This window comes from Caballeronia sp. J97 (assembly GCF_905220305.1).
Taxonomy (GTDB): Bacteria; Pseudomonadota; Gammaproteobacteria; order Burkholderiales; family Burkholderiaceae; genus Caballeronia.
Window position 1 is genome coordinate 97,214 of the sequence record NZ_CAJMZL010000022.1, and the last position, 22,470, is coordinate 119,683.

Sequence of the window (22,470 nt, forward strand, 5' to 3'; positions counted from 1 at the left end):
GATCGTTCAGGAAACGAAGTTCTCCAGATAACCGAACACACGCAGCGACAACCAGTCGATGCGGCCCGGAAACGGTCCCGTCATGAAGCCGACGTGTCCGCCGTGGTTCGGTTGATCGAGCGTGACGCGCTCCGACACTTCGGCCATCGAAGGCAGTGCGAACTCGGGCAGAAAGGGATCGTTGCGCGCGTTCAGCAGCAGCGCGGGCACTTCGATGTGCTTCAGATGCGCGCGAATCGTCGCCGTCGACCAGTAGTGGTTGGTGTCGCGAAAGCCGTGCAGCGGCGCGGTGACGACGTTATCGAACTCGTACAGCGTGCGCGCGGCGAGCACGGCATTGCGATCGTAGAGACCGGGATACTGCCCGAGCTTCGCGAGCGCCTTCTTCTTGAGCGACTTCAGGAAGCTGCGCGTATAGACCATGCCGAAGCCCTGCGAGATCGCGAGGCCGCCCGCGTGGACATCGAGCGGCGCGGAGATGGCGGCCGCCGCGCTGACGATCGATGCATCCCTGCCGCTCTGACAAAGCCAGTGCAGCAGCACGTTGCCGCCGAGCGAGACGCCCGCCGCGACGATCGGCCCGCGATGCGTCTGTGCGAGCCGCCGCAGAATCCAGTCGACTTCGGCGCTGTCCGCCAGATGATAGAAGCGCGGCAGCAGGTTGAGCGGTCCGCTGCAACTGCGGAAATGCGGCACGACGCCGTGCCAGCCGCGCGCTCGGGCGGCGGCCATCATCGTGCGGGCGTAGTGCGAGTCGGAATTGCCTTCGAGGCCGTGAAAGAGCACGAAGAGCGGGGCGTTCGCGGGGGGCTCGCCGCCGGCATCGTGCGCGAGATAGTCGAGATCGATGAAATCGCCGTCGGGCGTATTCCAGCGCTCGCGCCGGTAATGCACGATGGGCTTGCGGCCGAACAGGGCAGGGACGATGGTCTGCGCGTGACTCGTCGGCAGCCAGCGCGGCGCGCTGTAGAGCCACTCGGCGGCGCTGGGCGCGACGAGGCGCGCGGTTTCCCTCAGTGCCACGGCGGGCGCCTTGTCCACGAACGACGAATCGTGTTTCAACAACGGATCGCGCTTCATGGCCCCTCCCCACAGACGTCTTCTTCAGCGCTTCAAATCTTTAGTGCAGCGGTCCCTGACCGTGACGCAGCTTCGCGGCGAACTGGCCCGCGGTTTCGAGCGGCATCTCGCTCGCGTGAATGTGCGCGATGCGCCACTCGCCGCGCTCGTGAACCATCACGTAGGTCGTGTAGATCATGCGCGGCGCGGCGGCGGGCGCTGCCGGCTGATGCGCCTCGGCGATCGCATACACGACCGTGCCCAGGCTGTCGTACACGCGAATATCGAGCGGCTCGATGGTCACGGGCTGCGTTTCGAATTGCTTGCCGAGACCGGCGCGGATGCTTTCCAGCCCGTGCAGATGCGTGCCGTCCGCGCACACGCAGGTGGCGAACTCCTCGTCGATCCACAGCGACATCACACTGTCGATGCTGTTGTCCGCGACTGCCTGATAGTAAGCGTTGAGAGTATCGGCGGCGGCTTCGAAGAGGCGGGCGAAACGTGGCATGGCTCGTGGGTCTCTGGCATTCGGTGCAGGCGCCGCGCGAAGCCGCTCATGCGGCGGAACGACGACAACGGCGCGCTGCATCGGTCATTGGTCAAAGCATGCCCCCGTTCGGAGACATTCGCGTGTCCGCACCCGCACACACGGCTGGAAACCGCGAGATGAACGCGCGTTTTCGACGCGTGAGCGCAACATCAGCGATGCGCGAGCAGCATTCCGCGCAAATCGCCGAAGACCTGTTCGGCCGAGAGTTCGCGAAGGCAGTTCAGATGGCCGAGCGGACACTCGCGGGCAAAGCACGGACTGCATTCAAGATGCAGCCATTGTACCTTTGCGAGATCGGACAAGGGCGGCGTGTGGCGCGGATCGGTCGAGCCGTAGACCGCGACGAGCGGCCGGCGCGATGCGGCAGCGACATGCATCAGGCCGGAATCGTTGGTCACGACCGCGCTCGCCCGCGAAATCAGCGCGCACGCCTCGCCGAGCGAGGTCTGGCCGCACAGGTTGCGCACCATCGGCGCACGCTCCGCGATGGCCTGGGCGATCGGCGCATCCTTGTTCGAGCCGAGCGCGATGATGCGCGCATACGGGAACGACTGCGCGATGAACTGCGCGAGCGACGCGAAATGCTCCGGCGGCCAGCGCTTGGCCGGGCCGTACTCCGCGCCCGGACAAAACACGACGAGCGGCGTGCGGGTATCGAGGTTGAAGCGCGCCGAGACGCGCGCCGCTTCGTTCGGATCGGACTCTAGGCGCGGCACGGGCAGCGTCTGCGCGTCGGGTAGCGCGGCGGCTTCGGGCTGGGCGAACCGGTCGACGAACGGCAGCTTCGCGCCCGGCGCGAAGGCGAGCGCCGCGTAATGCGCGGTCATCGGCGGACGCTCGGTCTTCGGCGGATTCGCGTGGCGCACGTTCAACAGCCCGTAGCGGCTCTCGCCCTTGTAGCCGATGCGCAGGTTGATGCCCGCCATCCACGGGATCAGCGCGGATTTGACGGAATTGGGCAGCACATAGGCGGCGTCGTAGCGGACATCGCGCAAATCGCTCGCGAGCTGCCAGCGGCGCAGCAGTTGCAGCTTGCCGTGGGCGAGATCCGTCGCGTAGACATCGCTAATTTCGGGCATGCGCTCGAGGACGGGCGCGACCCAGGTGGGCGCGACGGCATCGATCGCGATACGCGGATGGAGCTTGCGCAAAAGCGTGAAGAGCGGCTGCGCCATCAATGCGTCACCGATCCAGTTCGGTGCTATAACCAGCGCACGGCGCATCTGTCGTTATCCGATCTCAAAATGAACGCGGCCTGCCGCCTTCGGGCGGGCCGTCGATTGTCATGGGTCTGATGTGCGCCTTTCGCTTTCCGGCGCGGACGAATAAGGTGTCGGCGCCCGGTCGATGCCCGGCGCCCGGCGCGCGTTCAGTGACCGCCCTTGAGCACTTCGCCGTCTTTCAGCTTGTAGCGGGTGCCGCAGTACGGGCAGCGCGCTTCGCCGTGAGTCACGTCGATGAATACGCGCGGATGCGTGCTCCAGCGCTGCATCTTCGGGTTCGGGCAGAAGGCGGGCAGGTCCTTCGCCGACAGTTCCACCAGCGGCATTTCCTTCAGGTCGCTCATTGCTATCTCTTTTCCAGGTGCGGGGAGAGGCGGGCGTGGCCCGCCGCTTGAAGCATCAAACCTTCGCGAGCCAGCTCGCGTATTTCTCGTTCTTGCCGCCGACGACGTCGAAGAACGCGCTTTGCAGCTTCTCCGTGATCGGACCGCGCTTGCCTGCGCCGATGGTGCGGTTGTCGAGCTCGCGGATCGGCGTGACTTCGGCGGCGGTGCCGGTGAAGAACGCTTCGTCGCAGGTGTAGACCTCGTCGCGGGTGATGCGCTTTTCGATCACCGGGATGCCGAAATCGCGCGCGAGCGTGATGACCGTGTCGCGCGTGATGCCGTCGAGGCACGACGCGAGATCGGGCGTGTAGATCTTGCCGTTGTTCACGAGGAAGAAGTTCTCGCCGGAGCCTTCGGACACGTAGCCGTCGACGTCCAGCAGAAGGGCTTCGTCGTAGCCGTCGGCCACGGCTTCCTGATTCGCGAGAATCGAGTTCACGTACCAGCCGGACGCCTTCGCGCGCACCATCGACACATTCACGTGATGGCGCGTGAACGACGACGTCTTCACGCGGATGCCCTTCGCGAGGCCGTCTTCGCCGAGATACGCGCCCCACGGCCATGCGGCGATGGCGACGTGGATCGTGTTGCCCTTGGCCGAAACGCCGAGCTTTTCCGAGCCGACCCAGATGATCGGGCGGATGTAGCACGACTCAAGATTGTTCGCCTTCACCACTTCCAGTTGCGCGGCTTCGAGCGTCGCGGCGTCGAACGGGACGTCCATCTGGAAGATCTTCGCCGAGTTGAGCAGGCGCTTCGTGTGTTCCTTCAGGCGGAAAATCGCCGTGCCCTGCGCGGTCTTGTACGCGCGCACGCCTTCGAAGACGCCCATGCCGTAGTGCAACGTGTGGGTCAGAACGTGGATCTTGGCATCACGCCAGTCGATCAGCTTGCCATCCATCCAGATCTTGCCGTCGCGGTCGGCCATTGACATACGATTCTCCTAGCTGTCTCGTTCAAGTGAGTTCGGGGCAAGCCGCCCGAATGTCCTTGGGCGGCGTTCGTGCTTCGGCTTCTTGCCGAGGAACGCGGCTTCGGGGGCGCAAAGCCGGCGAAAGACCGTCATTTTAGCGTCTTTTCACGATGAAACCGATCTTGGAGCGCCTTTCACGACGCTATAATTTGCCTTTCGCCGTCCGCTGAAAACAGCGCAACGAAACGACGAAGCCCGACATTCCCGATTTTCCCGGTTTTTCCCGCTCCATCGCGCCATCGATCGAGGCCGCGCAGTGGCGTCACGGGTGGTCATACTCGCCTCGCATCCGCTCATGCTCGACCGGCTGACCGACACGAATCGCCGCGCTTTCTTCGAGGGCGTGCGCACTTTCTCGCCCGCCGTCCTGGCGACGTTCTCCTGGGGCCTCGTCACCGGCGTCGCGATGACGAAGTCCGTGCTCACGGTGCCTCAGGCGCTCGGCATGTCGTTCGCGGTGTACGCGGGCTCGTCGCAGCTCGCGGTGCTGCCGCTCTTCGCCGCGAAACTGCCGCTCTGGACGATTCTCCTGACCGCCGCGATGGTCAATCTGCGCTTCGTGATCTTCAGCGCGGGCCTCGCGCCGCATTTTTCGTATTTGCCCCTGAAGCGGCGTCTGCTGCTCGGCTATTTCAACGGCGACATCATCTATTTGATGTTTTCGAAGCGGAATTTCCCGGTCGGCTGGCAGCCCGGCAAGGAGGCGTTCTTCTGGGGGCTGGCGGTGTCGAGCTGGTGTTCCTGGCAGACCTCGTCGGTGCTCGGAATTCTGCTGGCGAGCCTGATTCCCGATAACTGGGGCCTCGAGCTGGCCGGCACGCTCGCGCTGATCCCGCTCATCGTCTCGGCGATCGCCACGCGCTCGACGCTCGCGGCCGTCGCGGTGGCGAGCGTCGTCGCGCTGCTGGCCTTAGATCTGCCGTATCGCTTCGGCTTGCCGCTCGCGGTGTTCGCGGCGCTGTTCGCGGGCACGCTCGCGGATGTCGTGGCCGAGCGCGCCGCGCCGAAGCCCGCCGCCGATGGCAAGAGCGACAAGCCCGCCGCCACGAGGACCGTTCGATGAGCGCGCTTCAGGTCTGGCTCGCGATTCTCGGCATGGGCCTCGTCACGGCGGTGACGCGCGCGCTCTTTCTGATCGGCGGCGAGCGCATGGTGCTGCCGCCGCGCGTGCAGCGCGTGCTGCGCTATGCGCCGGCCGCGGCGCTCGCGGGCGTCGTCGTGCCGGATCTGCTGGAGACGCCCGCGGGCATTTCGCTCGCGCTGTCGAATCATGCGCTGTGGGCGTCGGCGGCGGGGCTGGCATATTACCTGTGGCGGCGCGGCATGATGGGCACGATCGCCATCGGCATGCTGGTGTTCACGCTGCTGCGGCTCGCGGCGTGACACGCGCCCGCGTGCCGCGTCAAATACGCGTCATCAACGATTGCCCGCTAAAAGCGGCCGGGTTGATCGGTTAAAATGAGGGTCTTTCCCGAGTGAGCGAGGTCGAAAGTGTGTCCGGCAGTCACCGCGCTACGGTTTTGCAATTCGCCGCTCCCGGCTGCATCGCCGCGCCCGAGCAGGGTTTGCGCGCATCTCCGGATTTCTCCGTCCGATCTCTTTCTCCCGTTTCCCGCACGCGCGTTCGGCTTCGACGCGCGTCCTTCGCCCCCGGCTTGATCCGCGCGCGAGCCGCCCTGCCCGGCGGCCCGCGCGCGGTGACTCCACGAACCGGCCCCGCCCCGACGGCCGTTCCCGCCCGAACCGCTTCTTAATCTACGTTGACTCCCATGACGAAAGTACTGCGTTTCACCGATCTGATCGCCGAAGGCAAAGTCTCCGGCAAGCGTGTGTTCATCCGCGCGGATCTCAACGTGCCGCAAGACGATGACGGCAACATCACCGAAGACACGCGCGTGCGCGCCTCGGTCCCGGCGATCAAGGCCGCGCTCGATGCGGGCGCGGCCGTAATGGTCACCTCCCATCTGGGCCGTCCGACCGAAGGCCAGTTCAAGCCGGAAGACTCGCTCGCGCCGGTTGCGAAGCGTCTGTCCGAGCTGCTCGGCCGCGACGTGCCGCTCGTCGCCGACTGGGTCGACGGCGTCCAGGTGCAGCCGGGCAACGTCGTGCTGCTGGAAAACTGCCGCTGCAACAAGGGCGAGAAGAAGAACGACGACGGCCTCGCGCAGAAAATGGCGAAGCTCTGCGACGTCTACGTCAACGATGCGTTCGGCACCGCGCACCGCGCCGAAGCCACGACGCACGGCATCGCGAAGTACGCGCCCGTGGCATGCGCCGGCCCGCTGCTCGCCGCCGAGCTCGATGCGCTCGGCAAGGCGCTCGGCAACCCGAAGCGTCCGCTCGTCGCGATCGTCGCGGGCTCGAAGGTGTCGACCAAGCTCACCATTCTCAAGTCGCTCGCCGAGAAGGTCGATCAGCTGATCGTCGGCGGCGGCATTGCCAACACGTTCATGCTCGCGTCGGGCCTGAAGATCGGCAAGTCGCTGGCTGAAGCCGACCTCGTCGGCGAGGCGAAGGAAATCATCGAGCAGGCGCGCACGCGCGGCGCGTCGGTGCCGATTCCGAGCGATGTCGCGACGGCCAAGGAATTCGCCGCGACCGCGAAGGCCGAGATCAAGCCCGTCGCCGACGTCGCCGACGACGACCTGATTCTCGATATCGGCCCGGATACGGCCAAGGCGCTCGCCGCGCAACTGGAAACGGCCGGCACCATCGTGTGGAACGGGCCGGTCGGCGTGTTCGAGTTCGACCAGTTCGGCAACGGCACGAAGACGCTCGCGCAGGCCATCGCCAGTTCGTCGGCCTTCTCGATCGCGGGCGGGGGCGACACGCTCGCGGCGATCGCGAAGTACAACATCCACGACAAGGTGAGCTACATCTCGACGGGCGGCGGCGCGTTCCTGGAATTCCTGGAAGGCAAGACGCTGCCCGCGGTCGAAGTGCTCGAATCCCGCGCCGGGGCTTAAGGCGTTGGCGGCCCGAGGCAATCCGGCGAAGGCAGGCAAGAAGGGCGCGCAAGCAGCCGGCGGCGCGCAAGAAGAAGTGACGCAGGACGTGATCGACAGCGGGGCGCTCGACGCCGCCGCTGAAGCAGCTTTGGTGATCGCGGAAGCGGCTCGGCCAGAATCGGCATCACCCGAAGGCGAAGCCGCAGTGCCGGCGACGCCTCCGGTCATCATCGGCGGCGTGCCCGCCCATGCCCTGAAAGACATCGACAAAGCGACGCCGGCCCGGACCGGCGCGCGCGCGCAACCGGTGAGCAACACCTCGCCGCAAGCGCAACGTGCTCGCAGCCTCAACACGGGCGTTCCTACAGAGACGAGGAAAGACATGCATCGCGCTACCAAGATTGTTGCCACCATCGGCCCGGCTTCCACGAACCCGGACATCCTGCTGCAAATGCTGCAGGCGGGCCTCGACGTCGTACGCTTCAACTTCTCGCACGGCACCGCCGACGATCACCGCCAGCGCGCCGAAATCGTGCGCGAAGCGGCGCGTCAGGTGGGCCGCGAAGTCGCGATCATGGCGGACCTGCAAGGCCCGAAGATCCGCGTCGGCAAGTTCGAGAACAACAAGACCATGCTCGTCGCGGGCAATCCGTTCATCCTCGATGCGAACTGCACGCTCGGCAACAACGAGCGCGTCGGCCTCGACTATAAGGATCTGCCGCGCGATCTGCGCGCGGGCGACGTGCTGCTGCTCAACGACGGTCTCATCGTGCTCGACGTGACGCGCGTGATCGGCGAGGAAATCCACACGACGGTGAAGGTCGGCGGCGAGCTCTCGAACAACAAGGGCATCAACCGCCAGGGCGGCGGCCTCACCGCGCCCGCGCTGACCGAGAAGGACATGGAGGACATCAAGACGGCGATGTCGCTCGGCGCGGATTTCGTCGCGGTGTCGTTCCCGAAGAATGCGACCGACATGGAAATGGCGCGCCAGCTCGCGAACATCGCGGGCGCGCCGTACGGCATCAAGCCGAAGATGATCGCGAAGATCGAGCGCGCCGAAGCGATTCCGGCGTTGCAAGGCATTCTCGATGCATCGGACGGCATCATGGTCGCGCGTGGCGATCTCGCGGTCGAAGTGGGCAACGCGGCGGTGCCGGCGCTGCAAAAGCGCATGATCCGCATGGCGCGCGAGTCGAACAAGCTCGTGATCACCGCCACGCAGATGATGGAATCGATGATCCATGCGCCCGTGCCGACGCGCGCCGAAGTGTCGGACGTCGCGAACGCCGTGCTCGACGGCACCGACGCCGTGATGCTGTCCGCGGAAACCGCCGCCGGCAAGTATCCGGTGACGACCATCGAGACGATGGCGGCCGTGTGTATCGAGGCGGAGAAGTCGGAAGAGTCGCAGCTCGACCGCGATTTCCTCGACCGCACGTTCACGCGCATCGACCAGTCGATCGCGATGGGCGCGCTCTTCACCGCGTTCCATCTCGGCGCGAAGGCCGTCGTCGCGCTGACGGAATCCGGCTCGACCGCGCTGTGGATGTCGCGTCACTGGACGCACGTGCCGATCTTCGCGCTGACGCCGCGCGTATCGAGCGAGCGCACGATGTCGCTGTATCGCAACGTGACGCCGCTGCACGTCGACACCAACATGGACCGCGACGCCGCGCTGAATCAGGCGCTGGAAGTGGTCGTGTCGAAGGGCTACGCAGCGCGCGGCGACATGGTCGTGCTGACAGTGGGCGAGCCGATGGGCCAGGCGGGCGGCACCAACACGCTGAAGATCGTGCGCGTCGGCGACCACATCTGACTCCATCGCAGGCAAATAACCAGGCAGTAAGCAGGCAATAACGAGAAAGATGCGCGGTCCAAGGGCCGCGCGGCTTGACGCAGGTCTTGGAGCGCTCGCCGCGCCAGCAGCGGCGAGCGCTCCGACAAGCGCGCAAGACGACGAGGCCGTCTTCGTCAGTCGACGCAACCATTAAGCCGAAAACCGCCCGAGAGCGGAATCGAGCGCGCTGCAGAATTCGTTTCACATCATGGAGTCTCACCACAATGCCTCTCGTATCAATGCGTCAACTGCTGGATCACGCAGCCGAACACGGCTACGGCCTCCCGGCATTCAACGTCAATAATCTCGAACAAGTGCAGGCGATCATGTCGGCCGCGAACGAAGTCAACGCGCCCGTCATCATGCAGGCGTCCGCCGGCGCGCGTAAGTACGCGGGCGAAGCGTTCCTGCGCCATCTGATCGAGGCCGCCGTCGAGTCGTACCCGCATATTCCGGTCGTGATGCATCAGGATCATGGCCAGTCGCCCGCAGTGTGCATGGCCGCGATCCGCTCGGGCTTCACCAGCGTGATGATGGACGGCTCGCTCGAAGCCGACGGCAAGACCGTCGCGTCGTACGAGTACAACGTCGCGGTGTCGAAGCAGGTCGTGGAGTTTTCGCATTCGATCGGCGTCACCGTCGAAGCCGAACTGGGCGTGCTCGGCTCGCTCGAAACCATGAAGGGCGACAAGGAAGACGGCCACGGCGCCGAAGGCACGATGACGCGCGAGCAGCTTCTGACCGACGTCGAGCAGGCCGCCGACTTCGTCAGGGAGACGCAATGCGACGCGCTCGCCATCGCGATCGGCACGTCGCACGGCGCGTACAAGTTCTCCAAGAAGCCGACGGGCGATATCCTCGCCATCGACCGCATCCGGGACATTCACCAGCGCATTCCGAACACGCACCTCGTGATGCACGGTTCGTCGTCGGTGCCGCAGGAGTTGCTCGCCGAAATCCGCGAATTCGGCGGCGACATGAAGGAAACCTACGGCGTGCCCGTCGAAGAGATTCAGGAAGGCATCAAGCACGGCGTGCGCAAGGTGAACATCGACACCGATCTGCGCCTCGCCATCACCGGCGCGATCCGCCGCTATCTGTTCGAAAATCCGTCGAAATTCGATCCGCGCGACTATCTGAAGCCGGCGCGCGAAGCGGCGAAGGAAATCTGCCGTCAGCGCTACATGCAGTTCGGCTGCGAAGGCATGGCGGGCAAGATCAAGCCGGTTTCGCTCGACAAGATCGCCGAAAAGTACAAGTCCGGCGCGCTTGCTCAGATCGTGAAATGAGACTGATCTGAGCCAGTCGGTATTTGTAAAGTAAAATCAACGGGTTCCGGGTTCGGAACCCGTTCGCGTTTCTTTCCCCGCGCTTCGCACACGAGGCGCGGGGTTCATCTTTTCAGTCCTTCTTCGGTACATGACGATGTCCACGCTATACGAATCCACGATCAAATCGCTGCCGCTGCTCGGCCGCGGCAAGGTCCGCGACAACTACGCAGTCGGTCAGGACAAGCTCCTGATCGTCACGACCGACCGCCTTTCCGCATTCGATGTCGTCATGGGCGAGCCGATTCCGAACAAGGGCCGCGTGCTGAACACGATGGCCGATTTCTGGTTCGAGAAGCTCGGCCACATCGTGCCGAATCACAATACGGGCATCGATCCGGCGACGGTCGTCGTGGCGGACGAAGTGGAGCAGGTGAAGGGCCGCGCGGTCGTCGTGAAGCGCCTGGAACCGATTCTCGTCGAAGCCGTGGTGCGCGGTTATCTCGCCGGCAGCGGCTGGAAGGACTATCAGGCGACCGGTTCGGTGTGCGGCGTCGAACTGCCGCCGGGCCTGCAGAACGCGCAGAAGCTGCCCGAGCCGATTTTCACGCCTGCCGCGAAGGCCGAAATGGGCCATCACGACGAAAACATCGCCTACGATGAGATGGAGCGCCGCATCGGCACCGAGCTGTCGGCGACGATCAAGCGCATCTCCATCCAGCTCTACAAGGAAGCGGCGGAGTACGCGGCGACGCGCGGCATCATCATCGCGGATACGAAGTTCGAGTTCGGGCTCGACAACAAGGGCGACCTGTACCTGATGGACGAAGTGCTGACCGCCGATTCGTCGCGCTTCTGGCCCGCCGATGGCTATCAGGTCGGCACGAATCCGCCGTCCTTCGACAAGCAGTTCGTGCGCGACTGGCTCGAAACCCAGCCGTGGAAGAAAGAGCCGCCCGCGCCGAAGCTGCCCGACGACGTGATCGCGAAGACGTCGGAAAAGTATCAGGAAGCGTTGCAGCGTCTTACTGGCAAGACGCTGTCGTAATCGTCGGATGAAGCGCCGCTCATGAAGCGGCGCGCGCAATTCAAGGGAAATGGAATGAGCGAAGTACAGACCGGCGCGCATGCACACGAAGCGCCGCTCGTCGGCGTGTTGATGGGCTCCAGCTCCGACTGGGACGTGATGAAGCACGCCGTGGCGATGCTTCAGGAATTCGGCGTGCCGTACGAGGCGAAGGTCGTCTCGGCGCATCGCATGCCGGACGAGATGTTCGCGTATGCGGAGAGCGCGCGTGCGCGCGGCGTGCGCGCGATCATCGCGGGCGCGGGCGGCGCGGCGCATCTGCCGGGCATGCTGGCCGCGAAAACGACGCTGCCGGTGCTCGGCGTGCCGGTGGCGAGCAAGTATCTGAAGGGCGTCGATTCGCTGCATTCGATCGTGCAGATGCCCAAGGGCGTGCCGGTCGCGACATTCGCCATCGGCGAGGCGGGCGCGGCGAACGCGGCGCTGTTCGCGGTATCGATGCTGAGCGTCACCGATGCGACATTCGCCGATGCGCTCGCCGCCTTCCGTGTGAAGCAGAATCAGGCGGCGCGGGATATGGCGCTGCCGCCGCTTTGATCCCGTTTTGTCCCGCTTGGAGCGCGCGGCGCAGCACGCGCCGCTCACAGTTCGCAACGCAGCCCCACGTTCAGCCACGATGAACCCACAAAACTCCCCGATCTCTCCCATCCTGCCGGGCGCATGGCTCGGCATGGTCGGCGGCGGCCAGCTCGGCCGCATGTTCTGCTTCGCCGCGCAATCGATGGGCTATCGAGTCGCCGTTCTCGATCCGGACGAGACGAGCCCCGCGGGCGCCGTCGCGGACCGCCACATCCGCGCGCCGTACGACGACAAGGCGGCGCTCACCGAACTCGGTCGCCTGTGCGCGGCGGTATCGACGGAATTCGAGAACGTGCCGTCCGCGAGCCTCGAGTTTCTCGCGTCGTGCACGTTCGTCAGCCCGGCGGCCGGATGCGTTGCGATCGCGCAGGATCGCGTCGCGGAGAAGCGCTTCATCGCGGAATCGGGCGTGCCGGTCGCGCCGCACGTCGTGATCGAATCGACGCAGGCGCTCGCCGCGCTGCCCGACGAGAAGATCGCGGCCGTGCTGCCGGGCATTCTCAAGACCGCGCGTCTCGGCTACGACGGCAAGGGGCAGGTCAGCGTGCGCAACGTCGCGGAAGTGCGCCATGCGCATGCGTCGCTGTCGGGCGTGCCGTGCGTGCTCGAAAAGCGCATGCCGCTCAAGTACGAAGTGTCGGTGCTGATCGCGCGCGGCGGCGACGGCAAGTCGGCGGTGTTTCCGCTCGCGCAGAACGTGCACGTGAACGGGATTCTCGCGAAGACCGTCGTGCCCGCGCCGGACGCGTCGGATGCGCTCGTCGCGCAGGCGCAGGACGCCGCGCTGACGATCGCCGCGAAGTTGGGCTACGTCGGCGTGCTGTGCGTCGAGTTCTTCGTGCTGGAAGACGGTTCGCTGATCGCCAACGAGATGGCGCCGCGCCCGCACAATTCCGGCCACTACACCGTCGATGCCTGCGCGACGAGCCAGTTCGAGCAACAGGTGCGCGCGATGACCGGCATGCCGCTCGGCGACACGCGCCAGCATTCGCCGGCCGCGATGCTGAATCTGCTCGGCGATATCTGGTTCGACGGCGCCAAGGCGCGCGCGCCCGCGTGGGCGGAAGTCGCCGCGATGCCGTCTGCGCGCCTGCATCTGTACGGCAAGGAAGAGGCGCGCCGGGGCCGCAAGATGGGGCACATCAATTTCACGGCGGCGACGCTCGAGGAAGTGCGCACGGCGGCGCGTGACTGCGCGCGCATGCTGCACATCCCGCTCGATTGAGTTTTTTCGTCGTAGAAGCAATGACCATCATCTATCCGAGCGCCGCGCAGATCGACGAAGCCGCGGCTTTGCTCGATGCGGGCGAACTCGTCGCTTTTCCGACCGAGACGGTCTACGGGCTCGGAGGCGACGCCGAGAATCCCGACGCCATCGCGCGTATTTATGCGGCGAAGGGGCGGCCGGCGAATCATCCGGTGATCGTGCATCTCGCGCCCGAGGCCGATCCGGGATACTGGGTCCGCGAGTTGCCCGCCGATGCGCGCAAGCTCATCGATGCGTTCTGGCCCGGGCCGTTGACGCTGATTCTCAAGCGCGCGGCGCACATTCCGGCGGCGGTGAGCGGCGGGCAGGATTCGGTTGGCGTGCGGTGTCCGTCGCATCCGGTGGCGCAGCAGTTGTTGTCGGCGTTTCATCGGCGCCGGCTCGGCACGGGAAAGCAGGGCGGCGTGGCGGGGCCGTCGGCGAACCGCTTCGGCCACGTGAGTCCGACGACCGCGCAGCACGTGCGCGACGAGTTCGGCAGCGCCGTGCATGTGCTCGATGGCGGCGCGGCGGATGTCGGCATCGAATCGACGATTCTGGATTTGTCGCGCGGATTTCCGGCGTTGCTGCGGCCGGGGCACGTGAGCCCGCAGCAGATCGCGGATGTGATCGGCATTGCGCCGAAGTTGCCGGACGGGTCGGATGCGACGGCGCCGCGTGCTTCGGGGACGCTGAAGGCGCATTACGCGCCGCGGACGCCGTTGGCGTTGCTGCCGTTCGGTTTGATCGAACCGCTTCTTTCCGGTCAGGATCGGGCGAGCGGGAAGAAGATCGCGCTGGTTGCGCGGGCGTCGAGCGCAGGCGAGTGGGCGCATGCGGCGAATGTGCATTTTGTCGCCGCGCCGGAAGATCCGCAGAGTTATGCGCGGGATCTTTACGGATTGCTGCGGGCGCTGGATCGGGCGAATGTCGAGCGGATTTTGATCGAGAAGCTGCCGGAAACCATCGACTGGATCGCGGTGAACGATCGGCTCGGCAGGGCGGCGGCGGCGTTCGAGGCGCAGGAGTGATCGGGTTTTTTGTGCTGGATTTATGAAGATGTGTTGTGGGGATTTCGCTTTTGGATCAGAGGGTTATGATCTGGGGGTTCCTCCGCGTGCGCGGAGATAGACCCCGCCGGGCGACACCAATCGCCATTCATTTCGAGGTTCCTCCGCGTGCGCGGAGATAGACCCATTGAGCGCGGTGATCGAGCAATGCCGCGACAGGTTCCTCCGCGTGCGCGGAGATAGACCCGGGTGAGATTGATGTGACCGATCTCGACGGCCGGTTCCTCCGCGTGCGCGGAGATAGACCCGATGGATTACACACAGGTCACAGACCCGGAATGGTTCCTCCGCGTGCGCGGAGATAGACCGTACGGACTGGAGTTGCTCGATAAGGGGGCGTGGGTTCCTCCGCGTGCGCGGAGATAGACCCACCTGCGTTTCCTTGCGGCACTTCTGGCAGCGGGTTCCTCCGCGTGCGCGGAGATAGACCGTCGCCAAATGACCCAACTTAGAACATGGGCGGGGTTCCTCCGCGTGCGCGGAGATAGACCCTGTGAGTTCCTGAGGCTGGGCGACTTTGTTGTGGTTCCTCCGCGTGCGCGGAGATAGACCCGTGGCAGCGGCGCGGGTAGCGCTCACTCCGCAGGTTCCTCCGCGTGCGCGGAGATAGACTCAGTGCGCCGAAGGGCGACCGGTATGCTGTTCTGGTTCCTCCGCGTGCGCGGAGATAGACCTTATTGAATGCATCGAAGCCGCGATCCGTGACGGGTTCCTCCGCGTGCGCGGAGATAGACCCATTGGTTGATCGACAAGGCGTGCAAAATGCCCGGTTCCTCCGCGTGCGCGGAGATAGACCCACACCGAGCTACACCGCCGGGCAAACCGTCGTGGTTCCTCCGCGTGCGCGGAGATAGACCCTTCTTAAGCAACTCGCGGACGTTTATCCATCGGGTTCCTCCGCGTGCGCGGAGATAGACCATACAGCGCTTTCGGTGCGGCGCCCGCGTCTGCGGTTCCTCCGCGTGCGCGGAGATAGACCGTTTCCTCGGCAATGCCAGTGAGATTCGGTGTTGGTTCCTCCGCGTGCGCGGAGATAGACCCGAAGGGCGGAGTCACGCCGACGTCGCAAGCTGGGTTCCTCCGCGTGCGCGGAGATAGACCAGACGGAGACAGGATTCTGCCGGCGATGGTGCGGGTTCCTCCGCGTGCGCGGAGATAGACCCCTGAGTGCAGGACGCACGCCGATATGCGATGTGGTTCCTCCGCGTGCGCGGAGATAGACCTCGTACTTGCCTGTGGACCTGCCGTTTGAGTTCGGTTCCTCCGCGTGCGCGGAGATAGACCCGTTTGCCGACTTGTTCGACGCGTGGATCGTGGGGTTCCTCCGCGTGCGCGGAGATAGAGCTTGTCGAGACGGTGAAGCATGAGAGCAAAGCCTGGTTCCTCCGCGTGCGCGGAGATAGACCCTATCAGGAAATCGCGCGGATGGACTGCGTCTTGGTTCCTCCGCGTGCGCGGAGATAGACCCGCGATCCGGGATAGCGATCTGTCCAAGAAGCCGGTTCCTCCGCGTGCGCGGAGATAGACCGCCATCGTCTACCAGAATCATGCGTCCAGGCTGGGCTCCTCCGCGTGCGCGGAGATAGACCCACGGCGCAAGGCGCTTTCCAGAACGCATTCGAGGCTCCTCCGCGTGCGCGGAGATAGACCGTGCTCGCGCGTTCTTGATCGCACCGGTGGTCTGGCTCCTCCGCGTGCGCGGAGATAGACCAGATGGCCCTTGCCGATTCCGCCGATCGACGGAGGTTCCTCCGCGTGCGCGGAGATAGACCCAGGCAGTCCGTCACTTTTTTGATGCCGATTTCGGTTCCTCCGCGTGCGCGGAGATAGACCTTTTCAGGACTTCGAGAGCGCGGTTCTTCGCAAGGTTCCTCCGCATGCGCGGAGATACGCCCTTCAAGCGCACAGTAACGCAGGGCGACTCGACGATTCCTTCGCCCCCGCCGCAACCACCGCCTCACCAAAACAAAAAACCGCCCGGCGATCCCTCAACCGAGCGGTTTTTCCATCCTCAAACGAAACCCCTTACTTCCCCAACCCCGATTTCGCAATCACCTGCTCCGCCGCCTGCGCATAGAGCGCGCCGAGATGCGTCGTCGGATGCACGGTGTCCGCGTACATATACGTCTGATCCGCGCCCGCGACAGTCAAAGTCTGCGGCGAGCAGAACAGCGACGTGGCGAAAGCCTGCGGATTCGGTTCGCCGAACTTTTGCGCCGCCGCGGCCATCGCCTGCAGATTGCACGCCGTTCCCGTGTTCGACACGGTGAATCCGAACTGCGCAAAATTCGTCGTGACGTTGGCGAGCACCGGCACGATGTCGAGATAGATCACTTTCGACATCAATCCCGCTTGCGTCAACGCCGCCGCGAGCGCCTGGTTGAAGCCGAGCGATGCCTGCGTGAGCAGCGCGCGATTGGCCGCCGAACTCATCATGCCCTGCGGCGTCGCGCCGATGTCCGGCACGTTGGACACCAGCACGTGCGTCGCGCCGCTCTGCACGATCTTGCCGATCACGCCCGCGAGATCGATCGCCGCCTTGCCGATCGCCGCGCTCGCCTGAGCAGGCGTGATCGAACCGGCTACCGCCAGCTGGAAGTTGTAGAGAATATCGTTGCCGCCGCCATTGACGATCACGAGCTGCCCCGCATTGAAGCTGCCGTGCGCGGTCAGATAGTTCGTCACCTGCTGAGCCACCGGCACCGTGAGCGCGCCCTGATAATTCGCCGGATCGCTCGACACGTGATTGATGCCGATCGGATTCGTCACGAGCGCGCCACCCTGCGCGTAACCCAGCCCCGATTGCGTTTGCGGCGCCACGCCGAAGCCACCCGTCATCGCGGGCGTCAGCGTATCGCCGTAGTACTGCGCGACGTTCTGCACCCAGACCTGACCCGGATTCGTCGTGAAGCGCCCGCCGCCGAAGTTCGCGGCCGCGACCGGCGTATAGGTGCCGACATCCGAAAGACTGTCGCCGAACGACACCACTTGCAGCTTCACGCCGCCCGCGGGCGTGGAATTGTTGTCATCGCCACCGCCGCCGCCGCACGCGGCGATGAGGGCAAAGGCCGCGCTGGCCGTCGCGACTTGGGCAAAGCGCACCAGTGCGGCGCGCGTCGAGCGTTGCTTCTTCATGGACCTCGTCTCCCTTCTTACATGTTTTCTAGTTTGATTACGGCGTCCGACCGTTGCGGTCTTCTGCCGCTAGCTTGCGAGTTTAAGCGATGCCGCACGCCCGCCCTGACGCGCGAAGCGTCCGGCCGAGCGCCGTGCCCGACAGCGTACACGCGGCGCGCGTCTTCCCGCGCGTCACTTCGTAGAAGAAATCTTCGGTCCCGACGGGCTTTCGCCCGTTCAGTCTGCCATGCCGGGGCGGCGCGCGCCTTCGTAGACCCATTCGAGCAGCGCATCGTGCGCGGCGCGCGCGGCTTCGGCGCGCGGATCGTTGATGAAGCTCACGACGACATAACTTTCGCCGTTCGCCGCGCCGACATAGCCCGCGATCGCGCGTACGTCGCGCAGCGTGCCGGTCTTGATGTGCGCATTGCCGAGCGCGCCCGCGTTGGTGAGACGGTTGCGCATCGTGCCGTCGACGCCCGCGATCGGCAGCGATTCGACGAACACCTGCGCGACCGGGCTCGCGTTCGCGGCCATCAGCAGGTCGGCGAGCGAGGAAGCGGAGATGTGCTCGTCGCGTGAAAGACCCGAGCCGTTGTCGAGCACGAGGCCGTTCATCGGCAGCGCGCTGCGCTTCAGGAACGCCTGGATCGCCGCGGCCGATTTCGCCGTCGTCGCGGGCGGCTTCGACTGCGCCGCGCCGATCGTGAGGAACAGGTTGCGCGCCATCACGTTGTTGCTGAACTTGTTGATGTCGCGCACGACATCCGACAGCACCGGGCTGCGATGCGTGCCCACGAGCCGCGCATTCGACGGCGTCGGGCCTTCGCGCGTCGCGCCCTGGAAGGTGCCGCCCGCCTGCTTCCAGAGCGCGAGGAAGCCGCCCGCGAAGAAGGTCGAATGATCGAGCGCCGCGACGTTGACCGTGCGCGCGCCGCAACGCAGCGGATAGTCGCCGATGAACGATGCCTGCACGAAGCCGCCCTGCGTCTGCGCGACGCTCGGCGACGCCGCCGAAAGCGACCCGACGCACGCGCCGCGCGTGACGCGCAGTTCGTTGTCGATCTGCAGTTGCGCGAGTTGCGGCAGCACGTCGATGGACACTTGCCCGTCGGGGCTCGGCGTCAGCGTGAAGGACAGGGACTTGAACGCATAGAGCAGCGGATCGGGGCCGACGTTGTAAGGCGCGCTGTCGTCGTTGTCGAACGCGGGCAGATCGCGCGTCGACGCGTCGAAATAGCGCTTGTCGAGCACGAGCGCCCCGTCGATGCCCGTGATGCCGTTCTTGCGGATCTGCTCGACGAGGTCGATCAGCTCTTCCGGCACGAGCTTCGGATCGCCCGTGCCCTGAATGTACAGATTGCCGTGCAGGATGCCTTGCGCGTCGACTTCGCCGTCGGCATACGCGGTCGTCTTCCAGCGATAGTCCGGACCTAGCATCGAAAGGCCCGAATACGTGGTGACGAGCTTCATCGTCGACGCGGGCAGCATCGGCTCGTTCGCATTGACGGAGACGAGCGGCACCGGCGCGCCGACACGCTGCACGACGACGCTCATCGACGAAAGCGGCACGTGGGCGCGCGCGAGCGCCGCCATCACCGATGCGGGCAACGGGCCGGCCGGCACGCTCGCCTTCGCGGCGCGCTCGGCCTTCGCGTGCTTCGACCTGGCGCCGCCTATGGCCGCGCGCTGAGGCTCGTGCCGCTGCGAATCGGCCTTCGAGCCGCCGCCGCGCGCGTTTGCATCGGGCACATGACAAAGCGCTGCACAGGCGAAAGCGGCGGCGAGCGCGAACGAAGAAAGACGGCGGGACGAGCAACGAAAAGCGAGCGGCATGGACGAGCGTTGTTCTTGGCTGAATGGCGAGCGGCGGCGCATGGCCGGGCAGAGGTCGCGCCGCGCGGGAAGCGGCTATTGTAGACAAGCTGGCTTGCGGAAATCGTACGGGCGAAAAATCGTCGCGATGCGCTTTGCGCGCGGCACGGGTTTGTCCTCCGTTAGTGGACGATCCGCCCCGTTAAGTCCCGTTTAAGCCTGTGGCGAGCCCGCGCGGCTACAATGGGTCGCGGCCAGCAGGCTGCCCACGTAACCACGAACAGACATGTGCCATGCGAATCCTGCTTGTCGAAGATGACCGGATGATCGCCGAAGGCGTGCGCAAGGCGCTGCGCGCGGACGGCTTCGCAGTCGACTGGGTGCAGGACGGCGAGGCCGCGCTCACGGCGGTCGCGGGCGAGTCTTACGACCTGATGCTGCTCGACCTCGGCCTGCCCAAGCGCGATGGCCTCGATGTGCTGAAGACCTTGCGCGCGCGGGCCAACTCGCTGCCGGTGCTGATCGTGACGGCGCGCGACGCGATCGCGGATCGCGTGAAGGGACTCGATGCCGGCGCGGACGACTATCTCGTCAAACCCTTCGATCTCGACGAGCTCGGCGCACGCATGCGCGCGTTGATCCGCCGTCACGCGGGGCGCGGCGAATCGCTCGTGCGGCACGGTGAACTGACGCTCGATCCGGTCGGGCATCAGGTGACGCTCGCGGGCGCGCCCGTGTCGCTGTCGGCGCGCGAGTTCGCGCTGCTCGAAGCGCTGATGGCCCGGCCCGGCGCGGTGCTCTCGAAGAGTCAGCTCGAAGAGAAGATCTACGGCTGGGGCGAGGAAATCGGCAGCAACACCGTCGAGGTGTATATCCATTCGCTGAGAAAGAAGCTCGGCGCCGATCTCATCCGCAACGTGCGTGGCCTCGGCTACATGGTCGCGAAGGACGCCTGATGCGGTCGATCCGGCGGCAATTGCTGATCTGGCTGCTTGCGCTCGTGATCGTCGGCGTGGGCTTCGCAGGGTGGCTCATCTATCGGCAGGCGCTCGCCGAAGCGAACGAACTCTTCGATTACCAGCTTCAGCAGATCGCGGCTGCGCTGCCATCGGAGCCTTTTTCATCGGTGCTCAGTTCGCGCAGCGAGAGCGACGAAGGCGTCGTCATCCAGATCTGGAATCGCAACGGCGTGCTGATGTATTACTCGCATCCGCGCGTGCCGCTCGCGCCGCACGCGGAACTCGGCTTCTCCACGGAAATGACGCCGCGCGGCGAATGGCGCGTGTATAGCGCGATCGTCGGCGACAACGTCGTGCAGCTCGCACAGCCGCTGTCGATCAGAAATCGTGTTGCGGCGGGCGTCGCGTGGCGCACGTTGTGGCCGCTCGTGCTGCTGCTGCCGCTGCTCGGGCTCGCGATCTGGGTGATCGTCGGACTCGGGCTCGCGCCTTTGCAGCGTGTGACGCGCGCGCTCGACACGCGTCATCCCGAGGCGCTCGACCCGCTCTCCGATCGACGTCTGCCGCAGGAAGTGCGGCCGGTCGTGCGCGCGTTGAATGCGCTGCTGTCGCGTCTTTCGGCCGCGCTCGATACACAGAAAGCCTTCGTCGCCGATGCCGCGCACGAGTTGCGCACGCCGCTCGCCGCCGTGCAGATCCAGGCGCAGCTCGTCGCACGTGCGCAGGATGACGTGTCGCGCCGCGAGGCGCTGACGGACCTCCAGGAAGGGATCTCGCGCGCGACGCGCCTCGCGGAGCAACTGCTCGCACTCGCGCGCTCGGAGCCGGACGGCAAGTCCGCCGATACCGATGTCGAGTTGAGCGGCCTGCTCGAAAGCTGTGTGCGCGGCTACGTGCTGGTGGCGCAGCAGCGCGGGGTCGATCTGGGCATCGAAACGAGCGAGTCCGCAATCGTGCAAGGCGATCCGGATTCGCTGCGCGTGATGTTCAACAATCTCATCGATAACGCGACGAAGTACACGCCGAAGGGCGGGAGAGTCGATGTGTGTCTGAAAGCGAACGACAGTCATCCGCTCGTGGAAATTTCAGATTCCGGACCGGGCATTCCTCAAGAAGAACGAGAAAAGGTGTTCGACCGGTTTTATCGCGTAGGCGAGGGGGCGAATCGCGCGCGCACGGATGTGTCCGGGAGCGGTCTGGGACTCGCGATCGTAAAGCGGATCGCGGCTCAGCATGGCGCCAGCGTCGCACTCGATCAGTCCGAATCGGGTGGGCTTCGTGTGATGGTGCGCTTCCTGGCTCGCCAACAGGATTGAAACGCCGGTCCCCTTGCATCGAACCCACGCAGGCGCCCGTGAAGAGAATTCCGGAAATGTCCGGTTTTGCTGTTCGACGCCTGGCCGCCGCATTCATCTCACCGCGCGTCGCTGCGTAGGTGCCGGACGATCGGCGCTGCTCTCTTGTCGGTCCGATGCATGACTGGTCGAAAGATTGCCGGTCTCGCTGCCGGCGATGTAGCCGCGAACAGCGCCGACGCCGAAGACGATTTGCAGTTCTGTCAGACGAACCCGAACGTCTCCAACCTCATACAGCGCGTGAACAACGTCGAGACCACCGGCAGCGCCTGCATGTTGTCGCAGGTGGCGCAGCCTGCCGCCGTAGCGACAGGCAACGGGTGCGAACTCGGTTGCGCTCGGCAATGGCTCGGTCGCTGACGAAGCCGACACGGTCCCGGTCGGTTCCACCGGCAACGAGCGCCGCGTGACGAACGTCGCGCCGGGCATCAAGGGCACTGACGCCGTGAACATGAATCAGTTGAACGCGGTTCAGAGCAGCGTGAACACGGTGGCGTGCATTGCATCGGCGATGACCATGCCGAACATGGCGCCGAGCAAGCCAGGCGAGACGGTGGTTGCCGCAGGAGTCGCGAACTACAAGCGCTATACGGCTGGCTGTCGGTCTGGGTGCGACCTATCGTTCGAACAACAATCGCTGGCTCGTGAACGCTGCGGCGTCCATCACGCCGAGCGGCGACAACGGGTTCGCGGTCAGGTCGCGTAAGAGTTCAAAGCTCAATCGCGCGAGCGAGACCAGAAGTGCAACGTGAGTGATGACACGCGGGGCGGCGATCCGAAAGGGCTGCCGCCCTTCTGGTTGGTGCGGCGCGAGGTATGTGAAAAGTGCGGTCGTTTTAGGATTCGTCTGCTTCGAATAAGAATTCCCAATGGTTAATATCCTTCTCGTGGGTTGAGTTGTTAGATGCAGCAGGCAGCAGGCAGTAGCAGTAGCAGTAGCAGTAGCAGTAGCAGTAGCAGTAGCAGTAGGCAGTAGCAGTAGGCAGTAGGCAGAT

At 65.2% G+C, this 22,470-nt stretch carries 20 protein-coding genes and 1 CRISPR repeat array; of the genes, 13 read left to right on the forward strand and 7 right to left on the reverse strand.

Annotation, left to right across the window (positions count from 1 at the left end):
* Positions 1-6 precede the first annotated feature (6 nt).
* From U4Y90_RS24735 to U4Y90_RS24755, 5 genes are all read right to left on the reverse strand, one after another.
* A complete protein-coding gene (locus U4Y90_RS24735) occupies positions 7-1,080 on the reverse strand; it encodes a YheT family hydrolase (protein WP_321798476.1) in 1,074 nt (357 codons plus the stop codon).
* Positions 1,081-1,120: 40 nt separating this feature from the next.
* A complete protein-coding gene (locus U4Y90_RS24740) occupies positions 1,121-1,567 on the reverse strand; it encodes a nuclear transport factor 2 family protein (protein WP_321798478.1) in 447 nt (148 codons plus the stop codon).
* 191 nt (positions 1,568-1,758) lie between these two features.
* Positions 1,759-2,832 (reverse strand): lipopolysaccharide heptosyltransferase II, encoded by a 1,074-nt coding sequence (gene waaF / locus U4Y90_RS24745; protein ID WP_321798480.1) that lies wholly within the window; start codon positions 2,830-2,832, stop codon positions 1,759-1,761.
* 146 nt (positions 2,833-2,978) lie between these two features.
* A complete protein-coding gene (locus tag U4Y90_RS24750; RefSeq protein WP_008351333.1) occupies positions 2,979-3,176 on the reverse strand; it encodes a zinc-finger domain-containing protein in 198 nt (65 codons plus the stop codon).
* Positions 3,177-3,231: 55 nt separating this feature from the next.
* A complete protein-coding gene (locus tag U4Y90_RS24755; RefSeq protein WP_321798482.1) occupies positions 3,232-4,152 on the reverse strand; it encodes a branched-chain amino acid transaminase in 921 nt (306 codons plus the stop codon).
* A 334-nt stretch (positions 4,153-4,486) separates the two neighbouring features.
* On the opposite strand from U4Y90_RS24755, the gene U4Y90_RS24760 reads away from it, so the two are divergent.
* The 9 genes from U4Y90_RS24760 to U4Y90_RS24800 all read left to right on the forward strand — a co-directional run bounded on the left by U4Y90_RS24760 (position 4,487) and on the right by U4Y90_RS24800 (position 14,190).
* The gene (locus U4Y90_RS24760; protein WP_321798514.1) at positions 4,487-5,254 is read left to right on the forward strand and encodes an AzlC family ABC transporter permease; all 768 of its coding nucleotides are present in this window, start codon (positions 4,487-4,489) and stop codon (positions 5,252-5,254) included.
* Positions 5,251-5,574 carry an AzlD domain-containing protein gene (locus U4Y90_RS24765; RefSeq protein ID WP_321798483.1) on the forward strand — a complete coding sequence of 108 codons (324 nt, stop codon included), beginning with the start codon at positions 5,251-5,253 and terminating at the stop codon, positions 5,572-5,574. Before U4Y90_RS24760 ends, U4Y90_RS24765 begins: the two co-directional genes overlap by 4 nt.
* A gap of 386 nt (positions 5,575-5,960) precedes the next feature.
* Entirely contained in the window at positions 5,961-7,157 is a 1,197-nt protein-coding gene (locus U4Y90_RS24770) for a phosphoglycerate kinase (protein WP_321798484.1), read from the forward strand.
* Positions 7,158-7,161: 4 nt separating this feature from the next.
* Complete coding sequence (gene pyk / locus U4Y90_RS24775; RefSeq protein WP_415749409.1) at positions 7,162-8,958, forward strand: pyruvate kinase; 1,797 nt, start codon at positions 7,162-7,164, stop codon at positions 8,956-8,958.
* Between the two features lie 245 nt (positions 8,959-9,203).
* The gene (fba, locus tag U4Y90_RS24780) at positions 9,204-10,268 is read left to right on the forward strand and encodes a class II fructose-bisphosphate aldolase (protein WP_321798486.1); all 1,065 of its coding nucleotides are present in this window, start codon (positions 9,204-9,206) and stop codon (positions 10,266-10,268) included.
* A 136-nt stretch (positions 10,269-10,404) separates the two neighbouring features.
* Positions 10,405-11,295: a phosphoribosylaminoimidazolesuccinocarboxamide synthase gene (locus U4Y90_RS24785; RefSeq protein WP_321798488.1), complete on the forward strand. Its 891-nt coding sequence runs from the start codon at positions 10,405-10,407 to the stop codon at positions 11,293-11,295.
* A gap of 54 nt (positions 11,296-11,349) precedes the next feature.
* Positions 11,350-11,871 (forward strand): 5-(carboxyamino)imidazole ribonucleotide mutase, encoded by a 522-nt coding sequence (gene purE / locus U4Y90_RS24790; protein WP_321798490.1) that lies wholly within the window; start codon positions 11,350-11,352, stop codon positions 11,869-11,871.
* A 79-nt stretch (positions 11,872-11,950) separates the two neighbouring features.
* Positions 11,951-13,138 carry a 5-(carboxyamino)imidazole ribonucleotide synthase gene (locus U4Y90_RS24795; protein ID WP_321798491.1) on the forward strand — a complete coding sequence of 396 codons (1,188 nt, stop codon included), beginning with the start codon at positions 11,951-11,953 and terminating at the stop codon, positions 13,136-13,138.
* 20 nt (positions 13,139-13,158) lie between these two features.
* Positions 13,159-14,190, forward strand: coding sequence for an L-threonylcarbamoyladenylate synthase (locus tag U4Y90_RS24800; RefSeq protein ID WP_321798492.1), 1,032 nt, complete (start codon positions 13,159-13,161; stop codon positions 14,188-14,190).
* Positions 14,191-14,265: 75 nt separating this feature from the next.
* A CRISPR array of direct repeats spans positions 14,266-16,123; the repeat unit is 28 nt; unit sequence GGTTCCTCCGCGTGCGCGGAGATAGACC.
* 131 nt (positions 16,124-16,254) lie between these two features.
* On the opposite strand, the gene U4Y90_RS24805 is transcribed toward U4Y90_RS24800, so the two are convergent.
* Both U4Y90_RS24805 and dacB read right to left on the reverse strand, forming a co-directional pair.
* Complete coding sequence (locus U4Y90_RS24805; protein ID WP_321798493.1) at positions 16,255-17,364, reverse strand: SGNH/GDSL hydrolase family protein; 1,110 nt, start codon at positions 17,362-17,364, stop codon at positions 16,255-16,257.
* Positions 17,365-17,583: 219 nt separating this feature from the next.
* Positions 17,584-19,182: a D-alanyl-D-alanine carboxypeptidase/D-alanyl-D-alanine-endopeptidase gene (gene dacB / locus U4Y90_RS24810; protein WP_321798494.1), complete on the reverse strand. Its 1,599-nt coding sequence runs from the start codon at positions 19,180-19,182 to the stop codon at positions 17,584-17,586.
* A 272-nt stretch (positions 19,183-19,454) separates the two neighbouring features.
* Here dacB and U4Y90_RS24815 point away from each other — a divergent pair, with 272 nt between their 5' ends.
* The 4 genes from U4Y90_RS24815 to U4Y90_RS24830 all read left to right on the forward strand — a co-directional run bounded on the left by U4Y90_RS24815 (position 19,455) and on the right by U4Y90_RS24830 (position 22,181).
* The gene (locus tag U4Y90_RS24815) at positions 19,455-20,117 is read left to right on the forward strand and encodes a response regulator (RefSeq protein ID WP_062260179.1); all 663 of its coding nucleotides are present in this window, start codon (positions 19,455-19,457) and stop codon (positions 20,115-20,117) included.
* Positions 20,117-21,436, forward strand: a complete 1,320-nt coding sequence (locus U4Y90_RS24820) for an ATP-binding protein (protein WP_321798496.1) — start codon at positions 20,117-20,119, stop codon at positions 21,434-21,436. Before U4Y90_RS24815 ends, U4Y90_RS24820 begins: the two co-directional genes overlap by 1 nt.
* 159 nt (positions 21,437-21,595) lie before the next feature.
* Entirely contained in the window at positions 21,596-21,835 is a 240-nt protein-coding gene (locus tag U4Y90_RS24825) for a hypothetical protein (protein ID WP_321798497.1), read from the forward strand.
* Positions 21,836-21,881: 46 nt separating this feature from the next.
* Positions 21,882-22,181, forward strand: coding sequence for a hypothetical protein (locus tag U4Y90_RS24830; protein WP_321798498.1), 300 nt, complete (start codon positions 21,882-21,884; stop codon positions 22,179-22,181).
* Positions 22,182-22,470 lie beyond the last annotated feature (289 nt).

Bases quoted from the DNA above. Each gene is read 5' to 3' on its own strand.
- U4Y90_RS24735 (WP_321798476.1), bottom strand. From the start codon at position 1,080: ATGAAGCGCGATCCGTTGTTGAAACACGATTCGTCGTTCGTGGACAAG.
- U4Y90_RS24740 (WP_321798478.1), bottom strand. From the start codon at position 1,567: ATGCCACGTTTCGCCCGCCTCTTCGAAGCCGCCGCCGATACTCTCAAC.
- waaF (WP_321798480.1), bottom strand. From the start codon at position 2,832: ATGCGCCGTGCGCTGGTTATAGCACCGAACTGGATCGGTGACGCATTG.
- U4Y90_RS24750 (WP_008351333.1), bottom strand. From the start codon at position 3,176: ATGAGCGACCTGAAGGAAATGCCGCTGGTGGAACTGTCGGCGAAGGAC.
- U4Y90_RS24755 (WP_321798482.1), bottom strand. From the start codon at position 4,152: ATGTCAATGGCCGACCGCGACGGCAAGATCTGGATGGATGGCAAGCTG.
- U4Y90_RS24760 (WP_321798514.1), top strand. From the start codon at position 4,487: ATGCTCGACCGGCTGACCGACACGAATCGCCGCGCTTTCTTCGAGGGC.
- U4Y90_RS24765 (WP_321798483.1), top strand. From the start codon at position 5,251: ATGAGCGCGCTTCAGGTCTGGCTCGCGATTCTCGGCATGGGCCTCGTC.
- U4Y90_RS24770 (WP_321798484.1), top strand. From the start codon at position 5,961: ATGACGAAAGTACTGCGTTTCACCGATCTGATCGCCGAAGGCAAAGTC.
- fba (WP_321798486.1), top strand. From the start codon at position 9,204: ATGCCTCTCGTATCAATGCGTCAACTGCTGGATCACGCAGCCGAACAC.
- U4Y90_RS24785 (WP_321798488.1), top strand. From the start codon at position 10,405: ATGTCCACGCTATACGAATCCACGATCAAATCGCTGCCGCTGCTCGGC.
- purE (WP_321798490.1), top strand. From the start codon at position 11,350: ATGAGCGAAGTACAGACCGGCGCGCATGCACACGAAGCGCCGCTCGTC.
- U4Y90_RS24795 (WP_321798491.1), top strand. From the start codon at position 11,951: ATGAACCCACAAAACTCCCCGATCTCTCCCATCCTGCCGGGCGCATGG.
- U4Y90_RS24800 (WP_321798492.1), top strand. From the start codon at position 13,159: ATGACCATCATCTATCCGAGCGCCGCGCAGATCGACGAAGCCGCGGCT.
- U4Y90_RS24805 (WP_321798493.1), bottom strand. From the start codon at position 17,364: ATGAAGAAGCAACGCTCGACGCGCGCCGCACTGGTGCGCTTTGCCCAA.
- dacB (WP_321798494.1), bottom strand. From the start codon at position 19,182: ATGCCGCTCGCTTTTCGTTGCTCGTCCCGCCGTCTTTCTTCGTTCGCG.
- U4Y90_RS24815 (WP_062260179.1), top strand. From the start codon at position 19,455: ATGCGAATCCTGCTTGTCGAAGATGACCGGATGATCGCCGAAGGCGTG.
- U4Y90_RS24820 (WP_321798496.1), top strand. From the start codon at position 20,117: ATGCGGTCGATCCGGCGGCAATTGCTGATCTGGCTGCTTGCGCTCGTG.
- U4Y90_RS24825 (WP_321798497.1), top strand. From the start codon at position 21,596: ATGACTGGTCGAAAGATTGCCGGTCTCGCTGCCGGCGATGTAGCCGCG.